The 21,447-nt window shown below is 70.8% G+C and carries 22 protein-coding genes and 1 riboswitch; of the genes, 7 read left to right on the forward strand and 15 right to left on the reverse strand.

Features of this window, described 5'->3' with window-relative positions:
- Window positions 1–4: 4 nt before the first annotated feature.
- The gene (locus Ate02nite_RS44265) at window positions 5–874 is read right to left on the reverse strand and encodes an FAD binding domain-containing protein (protein WP_203813952.1); all 870 of its coding nucleotides are present in this window, start codon (window positions 872–874) and stop codon (window positions 5–7) included.
- Between the two features lie 119 nt (window positions 875–993).
- Between Ate02nite_RS44265 and Ate02nite_RS44270 the strand changes: the two genes are divergently transcribed.
- Window positions 994–2,064 (forward strand): XdhC family protein, encoded by a 1,071-nt coding sequence (locus Ate02nite_RS44270; protein WP_203813953.1) that lies wholly within the window; start codon window positions 994–996, stop codon window positions 2,062–2,064.
- Window positions 2,065–2,196: 132 nt separating this feature from the next.
- Window positions 2,197–2,349: riboswitch (cyclic di-AMP (ydaO/yuaA leader) on the forward strand.
- Between the two features lie 5 nt (window positions 2,350–2,354).
- A complete protein-coding gene (locus tag Ate02nite_RS44275) occupies window positions 2,355–2,891 on the forward strand; it encodes a C40 family peptidase (protein WP_203813954.1) in 537 nt (178 codons plus the stop codon).
- Between the two features lie 15 nt (window positions 2,892–2,906).
- Here the strand turns inward: Ate02nite_RS44275 and Ate02nite_RS44280 are convergent, their stop codons facing one another.
- From Ate02nite_RS44280 to Ate02nite_RS44290, 3 genes are read right to left on the reverse strand one after another with little or no spacing between them, the layout of a single operon-like run.
- Window positions 2,907–3,635, reverse strand: a complete 729-nt coding sequence (locus tag Ate02nite_RS44280; RefSeq protein ID WP_203813955.1) for a Pr6Pr family membrane protein — start codon at window positions 3,633–3,635, stop codon at window positions 2,907–2,909.
- Between the two features lie 60 nt (window positions 3,636–3,695).
- Window positions 3,696–4,448, reverse strand: coding sequence for an SAM-dependent methyltransferase (locus Ate02nite_RS44285; protein WP_203813956.1), 753 nt, complete (start codon window positions 4,446–4,448; stop codon window positions 3,696–3,698).
- A gap of 23 nt (window positions 4,449–4,471) precedes the next feature.
- Window positions 4,472–7,228, reverse strand: coding sequence for a DEAD/DEAH box helicase (locus Ate02nite_RS44290; protein ID WP_203813957.1), 2,757 nt, complete (start codon window positions 7,226–7,228; stop codon window positions 4,472–4,474).
- Between the two features lie 64 nt (window positions 7,229–7,292).
- On the opposite strand from Ate02nite_RS44290, the gene Ate02nite_RS44295 reads away from it, so the two are divergent.
- The gene (locus Ate02nite_RS44295) at window positions 7,293–8,012 is read left to right on the forward strand and encodes an HAD family hydrolase (RefSeq protein WP_239148155.1); all 720 of its coding nucleotides are present in this window, start codon (window positions 7,293–7,295) and stop codon (window positions 8,010–8,012) included.
- Here the strand turns inward: Ate02nite_RS44295 and Ate02nite_RS44300 are convergent.
- A complete protein-coding gene (locus Ate02nite_RS44300) occupies window positions 8,003–9,445 on the reverse strand; it encodes an MFS transporter (protein ID WP_203813959.1) in 1,443 nt (480 codons plus the stop codon). The genes Ate02nite_RS44295 and Ate02nite_RS44300 overlap by 10 nt on opposite strands.
- Before the next feature lie 75 nt (window positions 9,446–9,520).
- On the opposite strand from Ate02nite_RS44300, the gene Ate02nite_RS44305 reads away from it, so the two are divergent.
- Complete coding sequence (locus Ate02nite_RS44305) at window positions 9,521–10,192, forward strand: TetR/AcrR family transcriptional regulator (RefSeq protein ID WP_203813960.1); 672 nt, start codon at window positions 9,521–9,523, stop codon at window positions 10,190–10,192.
- Here Ate02nite_RS44305 and Ate02nite_RS44310 read toward each other — a convergent pair.
- From Ate02nite_RS44310 to Ate02nite_RS44340, 7 genes are all read right to left on the reverse strand, one after another.
- The gene (locus Ate02nite_RS44310) at window positions 10,183–10,395 is read right to left on the reverse strand and encodes a hypothetical protein (protein ID WP_203813961.1); all 213 of its coding nucleotides are present in this window, start codon (window positions 10,393–10,395) and stop codon (window positions 10,183–10,185) included. The two genes, Ate02nite_RS44305 and Ate02nite_RS44310, sit on opposite strands and share 10 nt — an antisense overlap.
- 86 nt (window positions 10,396–10,481) lie before the next feature.
- Window positions 10,482–11,381, reverse strand: a complete 900-nt coding sequence (locus tag Ate02nite_RS44315; protein ID WP_203813962.1) for a diacylglycerol/lipid kinase family protein — start codon at window positions 11,379–11,381, stop codon at window positions 10,482–10,484.
- A gap of 14 nt (window positions 11,382–11,395) precedes the next feature.
- Complete coding sequence (gene tatC / locus Ate02nite_RS44320) at window positions 11,396–12,364, reverse strand: twin-arginine translocase subunit TatC (RefSeq protein WP_203813963.1); 969 nt, start codon at window positions 12,362–12,364, stop codon at window positions 11,396–11,398.
- A gap of 9 nt (window positions 12,365–12,373) precedes the next feature.
- Window positions 12,374–12,673, reverse strand: coding sequence for a Sec-independent protein translocase subunit TatA (gene tatA, locus Ate02nite_RS44325; protein WP_203813964.1), 300 nt, complete (start codon window positions 12,671–12,673; stop codon window positions 12,374–12,376).
- A 164-nt stretch (window positions 12,674–12,837) separates the two neighbouring features.
- Window positions 12,838–13,047: a hypothetical protein gene (locus tag Ate02nite_RS44330; protein WP_203813965.1), complete on the reverse strand. Its 210-nt coding sequence runs from the start codon at window positions 13,045–13,047 to the stop codon at window positions 12,838–12,840.
- A 9-nt stretch (window positions 13,048–13,056) separates the two neighbouring features.
- The gene (locus Ate02nite_RS44335; RefSeq protein WP_203813966.1) at window positions 13,057–14,022 is read right to left on the reverse strand and encodes a helix-turn-helix transcriptional regulator; all 966 of its coding nucleotides are present in this window, start codon (window positions 14,020–14,022) and stop codon (window positions 13,057–13,059) included.
- Complete coding sequence (locus Ate02nite_RS44340) at window positions 14,019–15,005, reverse strand: helix-turn-helix transcriptional regulator (protein WP_203813967.1); 987 nt, start codon at window positions 15,003–15,005, stop codon at window positions 14,019–14,021. The genes Ate02nite_RS44335 and Ate02nite_RS44340 overlap by 4 nt, the downstream gene beginning before the upstream one ends.
- Before the next feature lie 60 nt (window positions 15,006–15,065).
- Here Ate02nite_RS44340 and Ate02nite_RS44345 point away from each other — a divergent pair, with 60 nt between their 5' ends.
- Complete coding sequence (locus tag Ate02nite_RS44345; RefSeq protein WP_203813968.1) at window positions 15,066–16,091, forward strand: cation diffusion facilitator family transporter; 1,026 nt, start codon at window positions 15,066–15,068, stop codon at window positions 16,089–16,091.
- Window positions 16,092–16,102: 11 nt separating this feature from the next.
- Window positions 16,103–17,188 carry a DUF3866 family protein gene (locus Ate02nite_RS44350; RefSeq protein ID WP_203813969.1) on the forward strand — a complete coding sequence of 362 codons (1,086 nt, stop codon included), beginning with the start codon at window positions 16,103–16,105 and terminating at the stop codon, window positions 17,186–17,188.
- Here Ate02nite_RS44350 and Ate02nite_RS44355 read toward each other — a convergent pair.
- The 3 genes from Ate02nite_RS44355 to pafA form a co-directional block, all read right to left on the reverse strand.
- Window positions 17,139–18,620 (reverse strand): GGDEF domain-containing protein, encoded by a 1,482-nt coding sequence (locus Ate02nite_RS44355; protein ID WP_203813970.1) that lies wholly within the window; start codon window positions 18,618–18,620, stop codon window positions 17,139–17,141. The two genes, Ate02nite_RS44350 and Ate02nite_RS44355, sit on opposite strands and share 50 nt — an antisense overlap.
- 64 nt (window positions 18,621–18,684) lie before the next feature.
- Window positions 18,685–18,876, reverse strand: a complete 192-nt coding sequence (locus Ate02nite_RS44360) for a hypothetical protein (RefSeq protein ID WP_203813971.1) — start codon at window positions 18,874–18,876, stop codon at window positions 18,685–18,687.
- Window positions 18,877–18,899: 23 nt separating this feature from the next.
- Window positions 18,900–20,258 (reverse strand): Pup--protein ligase, encoded by a 1,359-nt coding sequence (pafA, locus tag Ate02nite_RS44365; RefSeq protein ID WP_203813972.1) that lies wholly within the window; start codon window positions 20,256–20,258, stop codon window positions 18,900–18,902.
- Window positions 20,259–20,385: 127 nt separating this feature from the next.
- On the opposite strand from pafA, the gene Ate02nite_RS44370 reads away from it, so the two are divergent.
- Window positions 20,386–21,303: a dTDP-glucose 4,6-dehydratase gene (locus tag Ate02nite_RS44370; RefSeq protein ID WP_203813973.1), complete on the forward strand. Its 918-nt coding sequence runs from the start codon at window positions 20,386–20,388 to the stop codon at window positions 21,301–21,303.
- Window positions 21,304–21,447: the final 144 nt, after the last annotated feature.

The following is a 21,447-nucleotide window of genomic DNA, read 5'->3' on the forward strand; positions in this document are numbered from 1 at the left end:
GGGTTCAGCTCCTCGCCCGCTCGACGGCCTTGCGCAGGGTCCGCCGGGTCAGCTCATCGGCGAGGTGCCGCTTGTAGTCGGCGCTCCCCCGCTGATCCGTGTTGGGGTCGCAACTTCTCGCCGCGATCGCCCCGGCTTGCTCAAACAGCTCCTCGCTGGGCGTGTTGCCACGCAGCGTGTCCGAAATTTCGGGAATTCCGGTGGTATTGGGGCCTACCGCCGCCAGCCCGACGCGGGCGTCGACGATCTTGCCGTCCGCCAGCCAGACCGCTGCCCCGGAACTCACGACGGCCCAGTCCCCGGCGCGGCGCTCGACCTTCTCGTAGGCGCTGCCGTGCCCGGGGCGGCGGGGCAACCGGACCTCGATCAGGATCTCGTCGTCACCGACGGCCGTCTCATACGGCCCGACGTGGAACTCCTCCATCGAGACGACGCGCTCTCCTCGTGGCCCGCGAATCACGCAACTCGCGTCTAGGGTCGTGCACACCGCGGAAAGATCCTCCGACGGATCGGCCTGGCACAGCGACCCGCCCAGGGTGCCCCGATTGCGCACGACCGGGTCGGCGATCACCCGCTCGGCGTCTCGGAAGATCGGGAACGCGCCGGCCAGATCGTCGGACTCCAGCAGCTCCCGGTGCCGGGTGAGTGCTCCGATCCGTACCTCATCGGTTTGGATCTTGATGTAACCGAGCTCCGCGTGAAGCGGATTGATGTCGATCAGATATTCGAAGTTGGCCAACCGCAGCTTCATCATCGGCAGGAGGCTGTGCCCGCCCGCCACGAGCCGCGCTGAGCTGCCCAGACGTTCCAGAAGTCCGATGGCTTGGTCCACGCTGGTGGCACGTTCGTACTCGAACGGAGCCGGCACCTGCACGCTGCACCTCCCGTGATCGAGAGCACACTCGCTCGCATGAGGACCAATGTCAACAGCGACCTAAGAGATCCCTTAACCAGCCGTTGACGAGTGCGCGAAGATCGCGGAAGGTACCGATCATGCGCGACATCGTGGACGGCCTGGCCGCCTGGCACGCCGACGGCGTGCGGTTCGCGGTGGCCACCGTCGTGCACACCTGGCGCTCCGCGCCGCGGCAACCGGGCGCCGCGATGGCCGTCAGCGAACACGGCGAGGTGCTGGGCAGCGTCTCCGGCGGCTGCGTCGAGGGCGCCGTCTACACCGCCGCCGAAGAGGTCATCAAAACCAAAAAGGCCCAGCAGCAGACGTACGGCGTAAGTGACGGCGACGCGTTCGAGGTCGGCCTCACCTGCGGCGGAACGATCGAGTTGCTGATCCAGCCGGACGTCGCCCTGGTCGAGCTGGCCGAGGTGCTGACCGCGATCACCGAGGGCCGCCCGGTGGCCACCGCGTCGATGGCCGACAACCAGCTGGTGATCTGGCCCGACCGCACCTCCGGCACGCTCGGCGACCCCGGCCTCGACCACGCCGCCGAACAGCAGGCGGCCGGCATGCTGGCCGCCGGCACCACCGGGATGGTCCACCTGGGCGACCACGGCGAGCAGCGCCAGGAGGACGTCGAGGTCTTCGTGCAGACCTACCTGACCCCACCCCGCATGATCGTCTTCGGGGCCATCGACTTCGCCGGCGCGGTCGCGAAGATCGGTGGCTTCCTGGGTTACCACGTGACGGTCTGCGACGCCCGTCCGGTATTCGCCACCCGCAAGCGCTTCCCGACCGCCGACGACCTGATAGTCCAGTGGCCGCACCAATACCTGGAGTCCACCGCGGTCGACGAACGCACCGTCCTCTGCATACTCACCCACGACCCGAAGTTCGACGTGCCGCTCCTGGAGGTCGCGTTGCGCACCCCCGCGCGCTACATAGGCGTGATGGGCAGCCGCCGCACCCACGCGGACCGTTTGCGCCGCCTGCGCGAAGCCGGGGTGTCCGAGACCCAATTGGCAAGATTGTCCGCCCCGATCGGCCTGGACCTGGGAGCACGAACCCCCGAGGAAACGGCCGTAGCGATTGCGGCGGAGATCATATCGAGCGCCTGGGGCGGGTCCGGTCTGCCCCTGACCGGCCTGGATGCCCCAATTCACGGGTAGCGCTTAGATAACGAACCCGGTTTTCGGTGCCGGTCCGCAGCCCCCGGCCGATCGTGTCCGGCGCAGCCCACCCGGCAACGGGCGGCCGCCACACTGCCCCCGGACGCCGAGTCCCGCCCACCGGGTGCGGTCACCGACCTGTCGCCGATCGGAAACTTCAGTGGGCGGAAGCGGGGGACCCAAGCCGCCGGCGTTAGCCGGCTAGGGGTGAAGTCGCACTTCGCGGCGGGCCGCCTTCAGGCCTAATCCGACAGCTGACCTCGCAGGCGGTTGAAGGGCCTAGGAACCTCGTGTCCCGTGCCGTCCGCTTCGCCATGCCCGTCTGGGCCCTTTCCACCCTCCTGTCACTGGCGTCCCTGCTGATCGCGGCCCCCGCCGCACACGCGGCCCCCGCCGCCGGAGCCGCCGCCCACGCGGCCACTCCCGCCGCTGACGCAGCCAGCTCGGTTACCGCCGAGGCCGAGGCCGCCGACGCCACCGCCGAGCAGGTGGTGACAACGGCCGCGGCCCAGCGCGGCAAGCCCTACCGTCGCGGAGCTCAAGGCCCCAACGCGTTCGACTGCTCGGGCCTGACCAGCTACGTCTTCCACAGCGTGCAAATCACCCTGCCGCGCACCGCGAACGCTCAATTCCACGCCGCCCACCCGGTCAGCAAAGCGAATGCCCGCCCAGGCGACCTGGTCTTCTGGGTCAACGGCCGGCACGCCTACCACGTAGGCATCTACGCCGGCGACGGCCAGGTCTGGCACGCCCCGAAAACCGGCGACCACGTGCGCCTGGCCAAGATCTGGTCCTGGCGAGAGGTCCACTTCGGCCGCGTCACCTAACCGCCACCGTCATGGCTACCTCTCGACCGGCTCGCTCACCTTGGCCGGATCACTCGGCTCGACCGGACGGTCCTCTGCGGGCAGGTCCCTGGGCACGTCGGGCGCGTTGCGCTGTTTCGTGCCCAGGGACGCCAGGCGGTCGAGGCCGACCACCACCGCTCCCAGCACTGCGAAGATCACCGCGAGTTCGACGAACTGGCCGCTTACCCAGTCGTAGCCGCGGGTGCTCGGGTCGAGGAAGAAATACGGGTAGCGGATCGGGGCCGTCGGCACCAGCACCGCGCGGAACTCGACCGCCAGGCCGTACCCGAGCGGGTAGAGGATCCACAGCGGAATGTCCCGCCAGCGCACCAGCCGGTGCGGCCCGAACGCCACCCAGTCGATCAGCACCATCACCGGCACCACGTAGTGGACCAGGAACATCGACCGGTTAGTGGTGGCCACCGCCGGGTCGGCGGCGGCCAGGCCGGGCAGCGGGTTCGCGCCGTGGTTGAGCATGAAGTGCGAGATCAGGCAGGTGATCAGGATCCACAGGGTGACCGCGCCGCGCAGCCGGGGCGCCGGCGGCTCGACCGTCTGCCGCTTGACCATCCAGTACAGCGTGCCGACGAAGAACCCGAGCGTGATCAGGTTGCTCTGGCAGGTGTAGTAGATGACCCGCTGCTCGCCCATGAGCAGCCCGGACAGCCCACAGGCCACGATGACCGCACGCCACCAGAACTGTGGCCGCGCATAGACCCGCATGATGTTCCCTCCACCTGGCTTACCAACGAGTAACGAGTATGCCCGGCGAAGCTCGGAAGATCACGGCACCCGCGCGACCAACCCGTTGCACCCCACGTCCTCCACCCGGGGACGCGGCTGCGGCTCCTCGTCGGCCTGCCAGTGCGCCACCGACACCAGACCGGGCGGCACCATCTCCAGCCCGGCGAACCACGCCCAGAACGCCGACCCGGGCCGCGGCGCGAACCGGCCGTCGGCGTTCGACGCCTGCAGGCGAGGGATCACCGCGGCCGGCACATATTCCCAGGTGGCGTGGCTGGCGACGACGTAGCTGCCGGGCGCCAGCGCACCGAGCAGGGTCTGCACGATCCCGGCCGGGTCCTCATCGTCGCGCACGAAGTGCAGCACCGCCCCCAGCATCAGCCCGATCGGCTGCCCGGCGTCGAGAAAGGCGAACGACGGATGCTCGAGGATGTCCCGCGGCTTCCGCAAATCGGCCTCGATGTACGCGCCGGGCAGCGCCGCCGCCTGCGAGGTGACAAGCGGGTCGTTGTCCACGTGCAGGATGCGGGCGTCCGGTGCCTCGATCCCGCCCGGCGCCGGCAGCCCGGTGCCGATGTCGAGGAACTGCCGCACGCCCTGCGCGGCCACGAACCGGGCGGCCCGCCCGACGAACCGGCGATTCTCCACCGCCATCAGCCGGATCGTCGGCATCGCCGCCTCGATCGCGTCGCCGGAGGCGCGGTCCGCCTCGAAGTGATGCGAACCGCCCAGCCAGTAGTTGTACCGCCGCGCCGGATGCGCCTGCGACGTGTCGATCTTCGCGTCCACCATGGACCGAAACTCTAGAGCAGGCCCTACAGCTCCACCTGGTAGGCGAGCACCCCCCGGTTGACCAACTTGATCGCCTTGCGTGCGGCGTCGCGGACCTCGGCCGTCGACGCCGGTGCCTCCCGGATCTGGCCGAGCAGGTCGAGCACCTGCCGCGCCCACCGCACGAAGTCGCCGGCCGGCATGTCGGCGTCGTAGTTGTGGCTGCTGGCCAGCACCGCGGCCAGCGGCTCGCCGCGCGCCCACCGGTACATCGGCCAGACGAAACCGGGGTCGGGCTCGCGGGTCAGGGTCAGCCCGTGCGCGGACTCCTCGGTGGCGATCTCACCCCACAGCTTGGTGCAGGTGTCGACGGCCGCGGTGATCGGGCCCTTGGGCACCGACGCCCGGTCATCGCCCTCGCGCCGCGACTCGTAGAGCACCATGGACGCCGCCGCCGCCAACTCCTCGGGGTCGAGCCCGTCCCACACGCCCTGCCGCAGGCACTCGGCGACCAGCAGGTCGGCCTCGGACCAGATGCGCCCGAGCATCCGGCCCGCGTCGGTGACCTCGCCGCCGCTCAGGTAGCCGCGCCCGGTCAGCACCGCGCACACCTGGTCGAACGTGCGGGCCAGCGAGCCGGTGCGGCCGGCCACCTTGTCGCGCAGCGCGTCGGTGTCGCGCTCGAGCCGGTGCCGCCGCTCGGCCCAGCGCGCATGTTCCTCCCGCTCCGGGCAGGCGTGGCAGGGGTGCTGCCGCATCCTTACCTTGAGCAGGGCGATCTCGGCGTCCTCGCCGGAGTGGCCGCCGTTTCCGCGCCGGCGGCGGCCACCGCCGTTCCGGTCGAGGCCGGTGGCGGAGACCTGGGCGGCCAGGTCGCGGCGAGCGGCGGGCGAGCGGTGGTTGAAATGCTTGGGAACCCGGATGCGCTCCAGCACCTCGACCGAACCCGGGAAGTCGGCGGGGCTGATCCGGCCGGCCCACCGGTCTTGGGTGAGCACGAGCGGCCGCGGCTCGCCGAACCCGCCCGACGGCGCCTCCAGGACGACCGCGAGCCCGGCCCGCCGGCCCTGCGGCACCCGGATCACGTCGCCGACCTTGAGGCGTTCGAGCGAGGAAACCGCCTCGGTCCGGCGCTGGTTGGCACCCTGCCGGGCCAGGGCCTTCTCCCGGTCGGCGATCGAGACCCGCAAACCGAAGTACTCGTTGAAGTCGCCGTGGTGGCAGGCGGCGTCCCCCTCGTACGTCTGCATGGTTTCGACGTTGCGTTGGACCTGCCGGGCCAGCCCGACCACCGAGCGGTCGGCCTGGAACTGGGCGAACGACGATTCGAGCAGGTCGCGGGCCTTGTCGGTGCCGACCGTGCCGACCAGGTTCACCGCCATGTTGTAGGACGGGCGGAACGACGAGCGCAGCGGGTAGGTGCGGGTGGAGGCGAGCCCGGCCACGTGCCGCGGGTCGACCTCGGGACTCCACAGCACGACCGCGTGGCCCTCGACGTCGATGCCGCGCCGGCCGGCCCGGCCGGTCAACTGCGTGTACTCCCCCGGGGTCAGGTCGACGTGCGCCTCGCCGTTGTATTTCACCAGCCGTTCGAGGACGACGCAGCGGGCCGGCATGTTGATGCCCAGCGCCAGCGTCTCGGTCGCGAAGACCGCCTTGACCAGCCCGTTGACGAAGCACTCCTCGACCGCCTCCTTGAAGGCGGGCAGCATGCCGGCGTGGTGCGCGGCCACCCCGCGTTCGAGGCCGTCGAGCCACTCCCAGTAGCCCAGCACCGTGAGGTCTTCGCGCGGGATGGACGCGACCTTGGCGTCGGCGATGCGCCGGATCTCGGCCCGCTCGTCGGGGTCGGTGAGCCGCAGCCCGGCGGCCAGGCACTGCTGCACGGCCGCGTCGCAGCCGGCCCGGCTGAAGATGAACAGGATCGCCGGCAGCAGCCCGGACCGCTCGAGCCGGTCGACCACCTCGGCGCGCGGCGGCGGCTGCCAGCGCCGGCCCCGGCCGCCGCGCTGGCTCGGGCCGTAGGTGCGGCTGGTCATCTCCAGCCGGCGCTCCATCTCGCGGGTGTAGCGCAGCAGCTCGGGATGCACGTCGTGCTTCTTGGCCGCGTCGGCGTCGTGGAACAGGTCGAACATGCGCCGCCCGACCAGCATGTGCTGCCACAGCGGGACCGGCCGGTGCTCGCTGACCACCACCTCGGTCTCGCCGCGCACGGTGACCAGCCAGTCGGCGAACTCCTCGTAGTTGCTGACCGTCGCGGACAGCGACACCAGGTGCACCGACGACGGGAGGTGGATGATCACCTCTTCCCAGACCGCGCCACGGAACCGGTCGGCCAGGTAGTGAACCTCGTCCATCACCACATAGGCCAGCCCGTTGAGCGCGGACGAGCCCGAATAGAGCATGTTGCGCAGCACCTCGGTGGTCATCACCACCACCGGGGCGTCGCCGTTGATCGCGTTGTCACCGGTCAGCAGGCCGACCTGGTCGGGGCCGTAGCGGTCGACCAGGTCGTGATATTTCTGGTTGGACAGCGCCTTGATCGGGGTGGTGTAGAAGCATTTGCGCCCCCCGGCCCGCAGCGCCAGGTGCACCGCGAACTCACCCACCACGGTCTTGCCGGCGCCGGTCGGCGCGCACACCAGCACGCCGCTGCCGCGCTCGAGCGACTCGCACGCCGCGCGCTGGAAATCGTCCAGGTCGAAGCCCACATCCAGCATGAAGTCCTGCAGCGCGGGGAACTCGGCCTGCCGGGCCGCCCGCCGCTTGGACTCCGCAAACCTTTCGGCGGGACTCGTCATGACCACAAGGCTAGCTAGTGGGTGTGACAACTTGCAGCATCGAGGGGCTCGGTATGGTTCACCCGTGCCGGAAGCTGTGGAATCGCCCCGACAGGTCGACGCCGTTTTGTTCGACTTCCACGGCACCCTCGCCCAAGTGGAGGATTCGGTCCGCTGGGTGCAGCAGGCCGCTGCGGCCTGCGGCCGGGAGCTCGACCGGGGAAAGGCGACGGTCCTGGCGGACCGCCTGGTCATGGCGGGGAGGGCCGGGGGGCCGGTTCCGCACCGCGTCCCACCCCAGCTGGCCGAGCACTGGGCCGACCGCGATCTGTACGCCCACAGCCACCGCGCCGCCTACACCGGCCTGGCCGCGACCGTGACGACGGATGTGGCCGGTCTCCCCGACGCTCTGTACGAGCGGGTGCTGACCGCCGAGGGCTGGCTCCCCTACGCCGACACCGAGAACACGCTGCGCATCCTGCACGACGCCGGCATCAAGGTCGCGGTGGTCAGCAACGTCGGCTTCGACATCCGCCCGCACTTCGCCGCCTGGGGCATGGAACCGCTGGTGGACGCGTACACCTTGAGCTACGAGGTGGGCCGGCTCAAGCCCGACCCGGCGATCTTCCTGCGGGCCTGCGGCATGCTCGGCGTCGACCCGGAGCGCACCCTGATGGTGGGTGACACCCCGGCCGACGCCGGCGCGGTCGACGCGGGCTGCGCGGCCCTGGTGCTCCCGGCCGCCGAGCCGGGCCGCCCCAACGGCCTGTCCGCCACCCTGGCCCTGGCGGGTTGTCAGGCCTGACCGCGCGTCGCGCGCCGGGCGGCCCAGACGACGAGGGCGGTACAGATCCCGGTGAGCACCAGCGTCGCCGTGGTGATGGCGCTCTCGAAGGCGTGCGCACTTGCCACACTGCTGCCGACATCGGTGAGCGGGCCGATGAGCGCGGCCGCGACGATGGTGCCGGTGACCGCCATGCCGATGCTGCTGGCCACCTCGGTGCCGGTGTCGTTGAGGGCGGCCCCGGTGGAGGTGAGGTCCTCGGGGAGGCCGCGCATCACGGTGACGGTCGCCAGGATCATGATCACCCGCATGCCGGCCGAGGCGAGCACCAGCGCGATCGCGATCCAGATGTAGTCGTACCGGCCGAGCAGGGCGTAGACGAGCAGGCCGGCGATGACCGCGGCGGCGCCGATCGGGCCGGCCCGGTGGGTGCCGAGCTTCTCGACGAACTTCTCCACGAACGGCCCGATCGCGATCATGGTGATGATCTGCGGCAGGTTGCCGAGCGCGGCCTGGGCCGGTGACCAGCCCCAGACGAGCTGCAGCTGCAGGGTGGTGCCGTAGGCGAGGGCGGCCATGCCGAGCCCGAGCGCGGCCTGGTAGGCCAGCCCGGCCGACACGTTGGGCCGCTTGATCAGGGCGAAGTCGATGATCGGGTGCCCGGTGCGCCGCTCCCGGACGACGAAGCCGACCGCGCTGAGCACGGCGCCCACCCCGGCCAGCCACGGCGCGGCCGAGCCCCAGCCGTCCTCGACGACCAGGGTGGCGGTCCAGAGCGCCAGGATGATCGTGGCCGTGCCGAGCATGGCGCCGAGCAGGTCGAGCGGCGTGGCGTTGCGGTTCGACGGGTCATCGGCCGGGATGCCGCGGCGGATGCAGATGACCGCGAGCACGGCAATCGGCACGTTGGCCACCAGCAGAGCCCGCCAGGGCGCGACCTCCAGGACCAGACCGCCCACGGTCGGGCCGGCGGCCATCCCGATCAGGCCGACCGTGGAGATGAAGCCGGTCGCCCGCATCAGGAGGTTCTCCTGGTCGAACAGCCGGAAGCAGAGAGCCATGGTGCCGGGCGCGGTCATCGCGGCGGTGACCCCGATGGCGGCCCGGAGCGCGATCAGCTCGCCCGGCGTCCGCACGAACAGGACCAGCAGGTTGGCGACCGCGAACAGGCTCAGCCCGATCAGCATCATCCGGCGGGTGCCGAGCCGGTCGGCGATCGCCCCGAACGCGATCATCAGGCCGCCGAAGAGCAGCGAATATCCGGTGGTGATCCACTGCAGGTCGGTGGCCGAGGCGTTCAGGTCCCGGGCGATGGTCGGCAGCGCGACGTTGAGCACGGAGTTGTCGAGCATCTCCACCAGGAAGACGACCGACAGCCCCAGGATCGCGGGCCACACGGCCCGCAGCGAGTTGGCGCGGGTTGTCTCGCGCACGTCCAGAACATCTGCACTCATTGGAAGGCCCCTCTCTGGAACGTCGTTCCACAAACCCAGTTTGGAACGTTGTTCCAGACATGTCAAGATGGGGGCATGGCCAATCGGACGGATGCCCTGTCCCGCGAGCGCATCGTCGCCACGGCGGTCCAGATGCTCGACGCCACCGGCGAGGAAGGGCTGACCTTCCGGGCGCTCAGCGCGCAGCTGAAGACCGGGGCCGGCGCGATCTACTGGCACGTGGCGAACAAGAGCGAACTTCTGGACGCCGCCACCGACGCCGTCCTGGCCGGCGCGACGACGGTGGCCGAGGCCGCCCCCGAGGCCGAGATCCGCGCGCTGGCGCTGGGCCTGTTCGACGCGATCGACGTGCACCCGTGGCTCGCCGGGCAACTCGCACAGGGGCCGTGGAAGTCGGAGGCGCTGCGGATCTTCGAGCGCCTCGGCCAGCGGGTCCAGGCGCTCGGCGTGCCCGCTCCGGCCCAGTTCACCTCGGCGACCGCGCTGATGATCTTCATTGTCGGCGCCGCCGCGCAGAACGCCGCCAACGCCAGCAACGCCGCGAAGATCCGGGCGGCGCAGCCGGATGCCAGCCGCACCGCGATGCTGGCCGTCGAGTCGGCGGCCTGGGAGGGCCTCGACCCGGGTGATTACCCGTTCCTGCACGACATCGCCGGTCAGCTGCGGGAACACGACGACCGCGAGCAGTTCCTGGCCGGCGTCGACCTTATCCTGGCCGGCATCGCCGCACTCCGGCCTCAGGCGTAAGCGTCCAGCTCGACGCCCTGGCGGACGCCCTTCGGCTTGGTGGGCTCGGCGGCCTCGGCCTCGGCCGGCTCAGCGGCGGGAGCGGGCGGCGCCGGAGCAGCAGCCGCGTCGGCCATCGACTTCAGCGTGCTGCGTGCGGTATCGAACGCCGTGGTGGCGAGCGAGGCGGCGCCGGTCAGCGAGCGGAGCGAGTTCAGCGACATACCAACACGTTCGGCCGCCCCGGAAAGAACTGACCGCCAGGCCGCCCGCGCAACCCGACCGCACCCGACGAACCGGTCAAACCCCCTCAGACCAGCAGCCGCAGGGCGCCCGGGACGCAGGTGATCTCCAGCGGCAGCGGCCCGATCCGCTCCCCGTCCGCGTACGCGATGATGTCGTCGGCGTGCAGCCGCACCTGCCGCCCCCGGAACGAGGTGACAAGCGGGTCGGTCACGTGGGTGCCGCGGCGCAGTCGAGGCTTGAGCCGGGCCATCGCGAACCGGCTCAGCGGGGCCGCGATCACCACGTCGAGCAGCCCGTCGGCCGGATCGGCGTCCGGCACGATCCGCAGCCCACCGCCGTAACTCGGGCAGATGCCGACGGCGACCAGGGTGCCCTCGAAGCCGTGGTCCACGCCGTCGATCTCCAGCGCGTACACCCGCGGCCGCACCCGCACCATCTCCAGCACGATCGCCAGGTCGTAGCGCCGAGGCCCGCGCGGCCACCGCATCCGGTTGGCCCGCTCGTTGACGATCGCGTCGAACCCGGCCGCCAGCACGGCCCCGAACCACCGGGCCTCCCGGTCGGTCCCGCTGGTCTGCGCAAGATCAATCGGTCGGTGCCGGCCGCTGCGGAGGGCGTCGGCAATTGCCGACGCGGCCTGCAAAAGATCGGAGGGTACGCCGGTCCCCGCCGCGAAATCATTGCCAGTCCCGGCCGGCACGACCCCGAAACCCACGTCCCGGGTAGCGGCAGCCTGCAACGCCTGGTGCACGGTGCCGTCCCCACCCACCGCGACGAGTGCGACCGCCCCCTCGGCGACGGCCCGGTGGCAGGCCTTCTCCGCCTCCTCCGAGGTGTGCGCCTCCAGCAGTCGCACCGGATGGCCGGCCGTTCCCAGCCGCTGGATGACCCCGGGAAGCAAACCGCGGTGCCGGCCACGCCCCGCACGGGGGTTGACCAGCACCGCGATGTCGCCGTTCGTCATGGCGCGTGACGTTACTACGTCATGTCGTCGAAGCGGCCCTCAAGCGGCCGGGGCTTGTTGACCGGCGTGGGCGATTCGATCGGGCTGGGCGCCTCGATCGGGTCGGACGCGCCGACCGGCACCCGGTCGTCCTCGTCGAGCGGCGAGATGGTGTCGTCGTCGAGGTCGGCGTAGATCTCCTTGCCGCGACCCTTGCGCTTGTCGTAGAGGAACGCGATGCCGACCGCGATGAAGTAGAGCAGGGACATGCAGGCGGCGAGCAGCGTCATGCCGAACGGGCCCGGGTCGGGCGTGGCGATCGCGGCGAACGCGAACGACAGGAAGATCACGATCCGCCACCAGCTGAGCAGCCGGCGGGCCGAGACCACCCCGGTGAAGTTCAGCATCAACAGGATCAGTGGGAACTCGAAGGCGGCGCCGAACAACAGCAGCATGCTGGTGACGAAGCCGATATAGCTCGACACCTCGAGTTTCGTCGACTCGCCGAGGACGCCGGCCTCCATGATGAAGGCCAGGCTGTGGCCGACCACCAGGTAGGCCAGGACCGCGCCGGCCGCGAACAGCGGCGCGGCGATGGCGACGAAGAGGTAGGCCCACTTGCGCTCGTGCCGGTGCAGACCGGGGGCGATGAACGCCCAGAGCTGGTAGAGCCAGACCGGGGCACCGACGATGATGCCGACCCACAGCGCGATCTTGAGCCGGAGCATCAGGCCGTCGCCGACCCCGAGGACCACGAAGTCGCAGTATTGCGTGCCGTCGGCCCGGACCGCCCACGAGGACGGCAGCGCGCAGTAGGGCTCCTTGAGCAGGCCGAAGACCCAGTTCGACACGATGAAGCCGACGATCAGGCCCACCACGAGGCCGAGCGACGCGATGAAGAGCCGGTTGCGGAGCTCCCGGATGTGGTCGATCAGCGTCATCGAGCCGTCGGAGGCCTGCTCGAACTTGCTAGGTTTCCCCGAACGGCGAAGGGTCAGCGCCATGATCTCGGATCAGCGGTCGTTGGTGCGCTGCACCGGGTCGACGTAGGGCTGAGCCGGCTGCTGCGGCGGCGGAGCCTGCTGGTAGCCGTTCGTCTGCGGCGCCTCACCCTGGATGGGCTGCCGAGAGAACTGCGGCTCGGCTTTCTCGGCGACGTTGTTGTCGTCGTCGATCAGGCCCTTGGTCTCCGCCTTGATGATCCGCAGCGACCGGCCCAGCGAGCGGGCAGCATCGGGGAGCCGCTTCGCACCGAACAGCAGCACCAGGACCACCACGAAGATGAGAATGTGCCATGGCTTCAAAGCGCCCATGGGATAACTCCAGTCGGTCGGATCAGTTGTGCGGGGTCCATCGTACGTGTCGTTTCTGGTGAAGTAGCCCACCGGACCCCGTGGGTTTTGTTCCTGTCCGCGAAGTCTTGGACAACGGGGAAGGAACGCCGCACGCTACCGGTGGTTCGCAAGATCTGTAAAGGTCAGTGCCGGTCCACCTGGGCCGAGACCGCTTCCACCCGCTGTTGCAGGGCTTCCACCTTGGCCTGCAGGGCAACCGCCTGCCCCTGCCGGGCCTGCAGTTTCCCGGCCGCCCGGCGAAGCGCACCGAGACGACCCAGCAACGGCACCGCCGCGGCGATCAGAATGACCAGCGCGACGACGACTACGGCGATCCACACCCAGAGCAACACGCGGCAACCCTACCCGGCGGGGCTGCTGTACTGGTCGAGCGCGGCCGCGGCCTGGGCCCGGATCCGGTCGAGAAGCTCCGGCGGGCCGACCACCGTCACGTCCGGGCCGAGGCCGAGCAGCAGCCGCTGCGCCCAGCCCAGGTCGGTGACCCGCATGGTGACCACCCATTCCTCGCCGGGCCCGTTGCGGCGCACGTCCTCGACCGGGTAGTACTCGGTGATCCACCGGCTGTGCCGGCCGACCCGCAGGGTGACCAGCGGCAGGTCGGCGGTGGGCCGGAAGACGCCGGCGGTGACGTCCTGGGGCACGGCCGCGGGTGGCGGCGCCGACGGCTCGTCCAGCTCGGCGAAAGCGTCGATCCGGTCGACCCGGAACATCCGGACCGCCTCGACCCGGCGGCACCAGGCCTCCATGTAGGCGCGGCCGTCCACCATCACCACCCGCATCGGGTCGACCACCCGCTCAGTGGTCTCGTCCCGGGCGGCGGTGTAGTAGGTCATCCGCAGCGCGTGCCCGCCCTCGACCGCGGCGCGAACCCGGTCGAGTTTCTCGGCGTTGGCCGGCAGCTTGACCGCGACCGGCGCGTCGGCGAGGTCACCGGCGGCGTTCTCGATCTTCGCGAGGGCCCGCTCGATGACGTCGCGGGTGCCGGTGCCGGGCGTCTCGGCGAGCATCCTGAGCGCCACCACCAGGGCGAGTGCCTCGTCCTGGGTGAGTTTCAGCGGCCGGTCGATGCCGGCGTCGTGGCTGATCGTGACCCGGTCGCCGTCGAGCGCCATGTCGATGAGGTCGCCCGGCCCGTACCCGGGGAGGCCGCAGACCCACAGCAGCTCGAGGTCCTCGCGCAGCTGCTTCTCGCTGACCCCTTGGTCAGCCGCAGCCTCGGCGACCAGGATTCCCGGCCGGGCCAGGAGATAGGGGACGAGGTTGAGCAGCCGGCCGAGGCGGTCGACGGAGGGTTTCGGCCCGGTCATGCGGCTACCACGCCGTCGTGCCTCGTCATGACCTCCTTGAGCAGCTGGATCACGGCCTCGCGCACCTCCGGCGGTCCTTCGACCCGGACGTCCGGCCCGTAACCGGCGATGGTGGCGGCCAGGCGCTCGGCATCGGCGTACGGCAGGGTCAGCTTGTCGCCCTCCGGGCCCGGCAGCGTCTCGACCGCCCACCGGCGCAGGCCGGCGGCCTTTCCGGGTTTGGCCACCACGGAGGCCTGCCCGGTCCACGGGGTGCGGCCGTCCCAGCCGGAGACGTGACTGATCAGGTCGACCTGCGACGGCGGGGTGAACGCGCCGGGCCGGCCCACCGGGCGCACGTTGCCGACGATCCGGGAGAGCCGGAAGCAGCGGGTGGCGTCGCGGTCCCGGTCGTGACCCACCACGTACCACCGGCCGCGCCAGCACACCACGCCCCACGGCTCGAGGCGGCGGGTGGCCGCGTCGTCGACCTCGGGCACGCGGTAACTGAAGGTGACCGCCCGCCGGTCCCGCGCCGCGTTAGTCAACGGCCCGAAGGCCGGGTCGACGGTGACCACCGGCTCCACCCCGAGGGTGGCCTGCGGGTCGACCTCGACTCCGGCCGCCCGCAGCTTGGCCAGCCCGGACGACGCTGCGGCGGCGAGGCCAGCGTGCTGCCAGAGGCGGGCCGCGATGCCGACCGCGGCGGCCTCGTCGGGCTCCAGGATGATGTCCGGCAGGGCGTACTCACGGTGGGCGATGCGGTAGCCGGGCTCCTGGTCGAAGACGCTCGCCGTGCCGGTCTCCAGGGGGACGCCCAGCTCGCGCAGCTCGGCCTTGTCCCGCTCGAACTTGCGCTGGAACGCCTCGTGATCGCGAGGGTCCTCGGGGTCGTGCTCGTAACCGGGCACGGTCGCGGCGATCTGCGCGGCGGTCAGGAACCTCCGGGTGGACAGCAGGCAGATCACCAGATTGACCAGGCGCTCGGTGCGGGTGCGCGACACGAGACGCAACGCTAGCAGCCTGCACGCCCCGGCGGTTATTCGAAACAGGCCAGGGGAAGGATGGTCTTTGTGACATCTGAAGACGAGGCACCCGTCGGACTCGCGGCGGCCGAACCACTGGCCGCCGGCGACGAACCGGCGGAGGGCAGCGAGAGCGTCGGCACGGTCATCCTGGCCGGCGCGGCCAACCTCGCGATCGCCATCGCGAAGCTGGTGGCGGGCCTGTTCTCGGGCTCGGCGGCGATGCTCTCCGAGGCGGTCCACTCGCTGGCCGACACGATCACCGAGGTCTTCCTGTACGTCGCGCTGGTGCGCGGCCGGCAACCGGCCGACGAACAACACCCGTTCGGGTACGGCAAGGAGAGTTTCGTCTGGGCGTTCATCGCCGCCCTGTTCACCTTCGTCGGCGGCGCCGGATTCTCGATCTACCACGGCATCACCAGCATCGTGGCCGACGAGAAGAGCGGCGAGTTCCTCTGGTCGTACGTCGTGCTGGCGATCTCGTTCGTGGCCGAAGGCTCCTCCTTCCTGCGCGCGCAGCGCCAGGTCGCCGGCGAGTCCCGCCGGTGGGGCGTGACCCGATCGCGGTTCCTGCGGCTGACCCCGGACACCACGGTCAAGGCGGTCTACTTCGAGGACTCGGCCGCCCTGGTCGGCCTGATCATCGCCGCGCTCGGCCTGGGACTCACCCAGATGACCGGCGACGAGGTGTGGGACGGCATCAGCTCGATCGCGATCGGCGTCCTGCTGTTCCTGGTCGCCGCGATCCTGGCGCACAGCAACGCGTCGCTGCTGGTCGGCCGCTCGGTGCCGCGCCGGATGCACCAGCTGATCCAGGAGGACCTGAACAGCATCCCGATCGTGGTGTCCGTCCCAACGCTGCTGACCATGCAGCTCGGGCCGGGCGACATCCTGGTCGCCGCCAAGGTCGACTTCGACGACGACGTCAGCGGCGGGGAGATCGAGGAGGCCTCCGACGAGGCCGAACGGCGTCTGCGGGCCCGCTACCCCGGCATCCGGTACGTCTTCCTGGATCCGACGCGCGGGAAGGCCGGCAGCAACCACGTCAACGGCGGCGTCGAGTAGCCTCGCCGGTCATGGTGCGATGGCGGTCCGGGACAGTTCGGGCAATTCGGCGACGGTGGCGGGGCGCGGTCGAGCTTTCGGTAACGGTCGGCGATCAGGAACTGCGCGCGCTCGCCTATCCCGAGCTGGTCGGCGAGCCCGAGCCGGGCGACCGGGTGCTGCTCAACGTGGGCGCGCTGGTGATGGGTCTGGGCACCGGCGGGTACGCCCTGGTGGTCGCGCTGCCGGACCGGCTGCCGCCGGACCCGGTCGACGACGGCACCACCCGCGACGCCGGTCACCTGGTCAAAGCCCGGTACACCCCGCTGCAGCCGATCCTGCTCGGCGTCGACGAGGAGGCCTCCCCGCATCGCGCGGCGATGGCCGCCGCCGAGTCCCTCGACGGCATGCCGGTGGTCACCGCGGACCTGCACTCGGCCCTGCCGGCCATTCTGGCCGGCATCCGGGCGGAAAATTCAACGGCCCGGGTCGCGTACGTCATGACCGACGGCGGCGCGCTACCGGCGTGGTTCTCCCGCACCCTGGACGGGCTGCGCGACCACCTGGCCGGCACGGTCACCACCGGCCAGGCGTTCGGCGGTGACCTGGAGGCGAGCACCGTGCACACCGGGCTGCTGGCTTGCCGGCACGTGCTCGGGGCGGACCTCACTGTGGTCGCGCAGGGGCCCGGCAACCTCGGCACCGGCACCCCGTGGGGGTTCTCCGGGGTGGCGCTCGGCGAGGCGATCAACGCGATCGGCACCCTGGGCGGCCGCCCGATCGGCTCGCTGCGGGTCTCGGACGGCGACGGGCGGCCACGACACCGGGGCGTCTCGCATCACTCGCTCACCGCGTACGGCAAAGTGGCCCTGCTGCGCGCGGACCTGCCGGTGCCGGACGGCCTGGAACCCACCCTGGCCGCGGCGGTCGATGCGGCGCTCGCGCCGCTGGCCGAGCGGCACCACCTGGTCCGCGTCCCGATCGACGGCCTCGACGAGGCCCTGCGCAAGTCGCCGGTCGGCCTCTCTACCATGGGCCGTGGCCTGGACCAGGATCACGCCTACTTCCTCACCGCGGCAGCGGCGGGACGGCATGCGGCGCGGCTGCTGACGCCATGATCCGGTTGCGGCCGGCGTTCTTCGCCGCGTAGAGCGCCTCGTCGGCCCGCTCGATCAGCTGGTCGGACGTCTCGCTGTGGTCCCAGACGGCGATGCCGGCCGAGAACGTCTGGCTGCCCGGCGTGACCCGCAGCGCCCGCTCGATGATCTCCCGGGCCGCGTCGTCGCCGGTTTCCGGCAGCAGCACCACGAACTCCTCCCCGCCGTATCGGGCCAGCAGGTCCGCCTTGCGCAGCTCGCCGTGCCAGGCCGCGGCCGCCTCCTTGAGCAGCCGGTCCCCCGCCGGGTGGCCGTGCGCGTCGTTGTACTGCTTGAACAGGTCCAGGTCGAGCACCGCGACGCTCACCGGGCGGCCCGCGCGGCGGGCGGATTCGAGGGCGCGGGGAAGTTCGTCGTTCCAGGCCCGCCGGTTCGGCAGACCGGTCAGCTCGTCCCGGCGGGCCAGCTCGGCCACCTGCGCGGACTGCCGTTCGATCTCCCGAACCAGCTGCGCCATCCGGATCACCACCAGCAGGAACAGCGCGGTACAGCAGATCACGATGGCGGTGCCGTCGGTGACCCGCCCGTGCCCCTGGTGCAGTTGCACCGCGAGCAGGCCGGGCGCGATCAGCGACGCCGCCGTGAGCAGCACCAGCTGGACGCGGCCGAGCCGGGCCGGCTGCGGCGCTACCGCAGCCATCACGTTCTTCGCCCCGGCGTGCAGCGCACCGATGCCGAACAGCACGAACGCGACCAGGAACACCATGTCGATGGAACGATGCACCCACTGGATCGACTCCAGGTGGGCGCCGGTGCGGCCCAGATCGCCGACCACCACCCAGGCGAGGTCGCCGACCAGGAACGCGCTGAGTGAACCGGTGATCCACCAGAAGGGCGCGCCGCGGTGCCCGCCGCCGCGCAGCAGCCGGGAGATCAGGGCAAGAAGCAGAAGATCACCGATCGGGTACGCGGCCTGCACGCCCCGGCCCAGCATGTCGATGTCCTGTCCCACGGTGACCGGCTTGATCACGAACACGTAGGCGAGCAGACCGATCCCGGTGGTGATCGTGGCGATGTCGACGAGCGCGGTCCAGTTGGTGCGCGGCTCGCGGCGCCGGATCAGCACCGCCAGCCCGGCCCCGCAGGCCGGATAGAGCAGGAGGAAGAACGGGTCGGCCGGCGTGGGGAGCCCCTGCCAGCCGAGCACGTCGAGGGCGTAGATGGAGACCGGGATGCCGGTCACGTTGGCGCCGATCCCGAAGGCGAAGCACCACCAGGGCAGCCGGTCGCGGCGCGGCAGGCGGTGGGCTCCGATCAGGATGCCGGCCACGCCGAGGTATCCGACCGCCATCTGCCAGCCGCTCTCCCACCAGCCGCTGGCCGGGATGAGCTGGTAGCCGGCGATGGCCACGGCGGCGATCGCCGCGTAGATCTTCCACCCTCGCCCGCTCATCCGGTCAATGACACCGGCTTCCGGTAGCGAAGCCCGGTTCGCGCCGGTTGCGGTTCGGTTGCCGCTACCGCGTCAAGATCAAGATCAACCAACCCAGGAGAAACAGCCCGAGTACGGCGGCTAGCGCCCAGGTCGGGATGCGGTGGCCGCCCGCACGGTTGCGGCGCACCTCGGCCCGGATGCGATCGCGGCGCCGCTGCAGGCGGCCCCACGCGACGTCGTCCGCGGTGCGTTCAGGCTGGTCGGGTTCAGTCATGGCCCGACCAGCCTAAACCGGCGTCACATGCTGGCGATCAGCCGCTCGACCCGCTCGTCGTAGGCGCGGAACGGGTCCTTGCACAGCACCGTGCGCTGCGCCTGGTCGTTCAGCTTCAGGTGCACCCAGTCGACGGTGAAGTCGCGACGCTTCTCCTGCGCGTGCTTGATGAACTCGCCACGCAGCCGGGCCCGGGTGGTCTGCGGCGGCGTCTCCTTGGCCTCGAAGATCTCCAGGTCGTTGGAGATCCGGTCGACCTGCTTGCGCTTCTCCATCAAGGCGTACAGCCCGCGGCCGCGGCGCACGTCGTGGTAGGCCAGGTCGAGCTGGGCGATGCGCGGGTGCGACATCGGGATCTCGTGCTTGGCCTGGTAGCGCTCGATCAACTTGTACTTCGACACCCAGTCGATCTCGCGGGACACCGCGTCGAGGTTGCCGGTCTCGACCGCGTTGAGCACCCGGCCCCACAGCTCGACGACCCGCTTGGCGGTCTGGTCGCCGCCGCGCCGCTCGACGAACTCGGTCGCCTTGGCCAGGTATTCCTGCTGGATCTCGAGGGCCGAGACCTCTTTGTTGTTGGCCAGCCGGATCTTGCGGCGGCCGGTCACGTCGTGGCTGACCTCGCGGATCGCCCGGATCGGGTTCTCCAGCGACAGGTCACGCATGACCACGCCCGCCTCGATCATCCGCAGGACGATGTCGGCCGCACCCACCTTGAGCAGGGTGGTGACCTCGTTCATGTTGGAGTCGCCGACGATCACGTGCAGCCGCCGGTAACGCTCGGCGTCGGCGTGCGGCTCGTCGCGGGTATTGATGATCGGCCGGGACCGGGTGGTGGCGCTGGAGACGCCCTCCCAGATGTGCTCGGCGCGCTGGGACAGACAGAACACGGCCCCCCGCGGCGTCTGCAGAACCTTGCCGGCTCCGCAGATCAACTGCCGGGTGACCAGGAACGGGATGAGCACGTCGGCGAGCCGGCCGAACTCACCGTGCCGACTTACGAGGTAGTTCTCGTGGCAGCCGTACGAATTCCCGGCCGAGTCGGTGTTGTTCTTGAACAGGTAGATCTCGCCCGCGATCCCCTCGTCGTGCAGCCGCTTCTCGGCATCGACCAGCAGACCCTCCAGGATCCGCTCGCCGGCGCGGTCGTGCGCGACCAGATCGGTGACCGAGTCACACTCGGGCGTTGCGTATTCGGGGTGAGAGCCGACATCGAGGTAGAGACGGGCACCGTTGCGAAGGAAGACGTTGCTGCTGCGCCCCCAGGACACCACTCGGCGGAACAGGTAGCGAGCCACCTCGTCCGGTGACAGCCGCCGCTGCCCCCGATAAGTACACGTGACTCCGTACTCGGTCTCGAGGCCGAAAATTCGCCGTTCCATGTCGAAACACTAGCCTCATCCGGCATCCATTGGCAGTCACCAGGCGCGCATTCCCCGGCACTGCGCGTCCGCACCAGGTCACCGGATCGGGTGCCGGCCGGGCCGGCCCGGCTAAACTCGCCGTGCGATGAACCTCTTGGTCACCGGCGGCGCCGGCTTCATCGGCTCGCACTTCGTGCGGGCGGTCCTCGCGGACCGTCTGCCGGGCCTGGAGGGCGCCTCGGTCACGGTCCTCGACAAGATGGCGTATACGGGAAACTTCGCCAACCTGGGCCCGGTCGCCGAGCACAAGCGCCTCGATTTCGTGCCGGCCGACGCGTCGGATGCTCCGATGGTCGACGTCGCCCTGCGCGGGCACGACGCCGTGGTGCACTTCGCCGGCGCCGGCGTGGAGGTGCTGCTGGAAGCCTCCGTCCGGCACCACCTCGGCCGTTTTGTGCACGTCTCCACCGGCGACGTGTACGGCTCGATCGACAGCGGCGCCTGGACCGAACGCTCCCCGCTCACCCCGACCAGTCCCGCGGCCGCCGCCCGGGCCGGCGCCGACCTGATGGCCCTGGCCTACCACCGCACCCACGGCCTGCCCGTGGTGGTGACCCGGGGCAGCGACAGCTACGGCCCCTACCAGCACCCTCACCAGACCGTCCCCCGGCTCGTGACGGCCCTGCTGGACGGCCGAGCGGCCCCGCTGCGCGGCGACGGCGCCCGCGTGCGCGACTGGCTGCACGTCGACGACCACTGCCACGGCATCGCCCTGGCCCTGCTGGAGGGCCGCCCCGGCGAGGTCTACCACGTGGCCGGCAGCGTAGAGCTGACCGAACGCGACCTCACCGAACTGATCCTCGCCGAGCTGGGCCTGGGCTGGGAGCACGTAACCGCGGTTCCCGACCGCAAGACCGGCGACCACCGCCGGGCCCTGGACGACGACAAGATCCGCCGAGAGCTGGGCTGGCGCCCCCGCGTCGAGTTCACCTCGGGCCTGGCCACCACCATCGCCTGGTACCGCGAGCATCCGACCTGGTGGCAGCCACTGCTCAGCGAGTGACAAGGGCCTGTCCTGCCGATCACGCGTGGCTGCGGCGTGGCCCAGGCGGCGCCTGACGGCGGCCGCGAAGCGCCCGAATACAACACCGGTATGCGGCCGCTTCGCGGCCGACGCCAGCCACCACCTGGACCTCGCCTCGCTCTC

Source organism: Paractinoplanes tereljensis (assembly GCF_016862435.1).
GTDB lineage: Bacteria > Actinomycetota > Actinomycetes > Mycobacteriales > Micromonosporaceae > Actinoplanes > Actinoplanes tereljensis.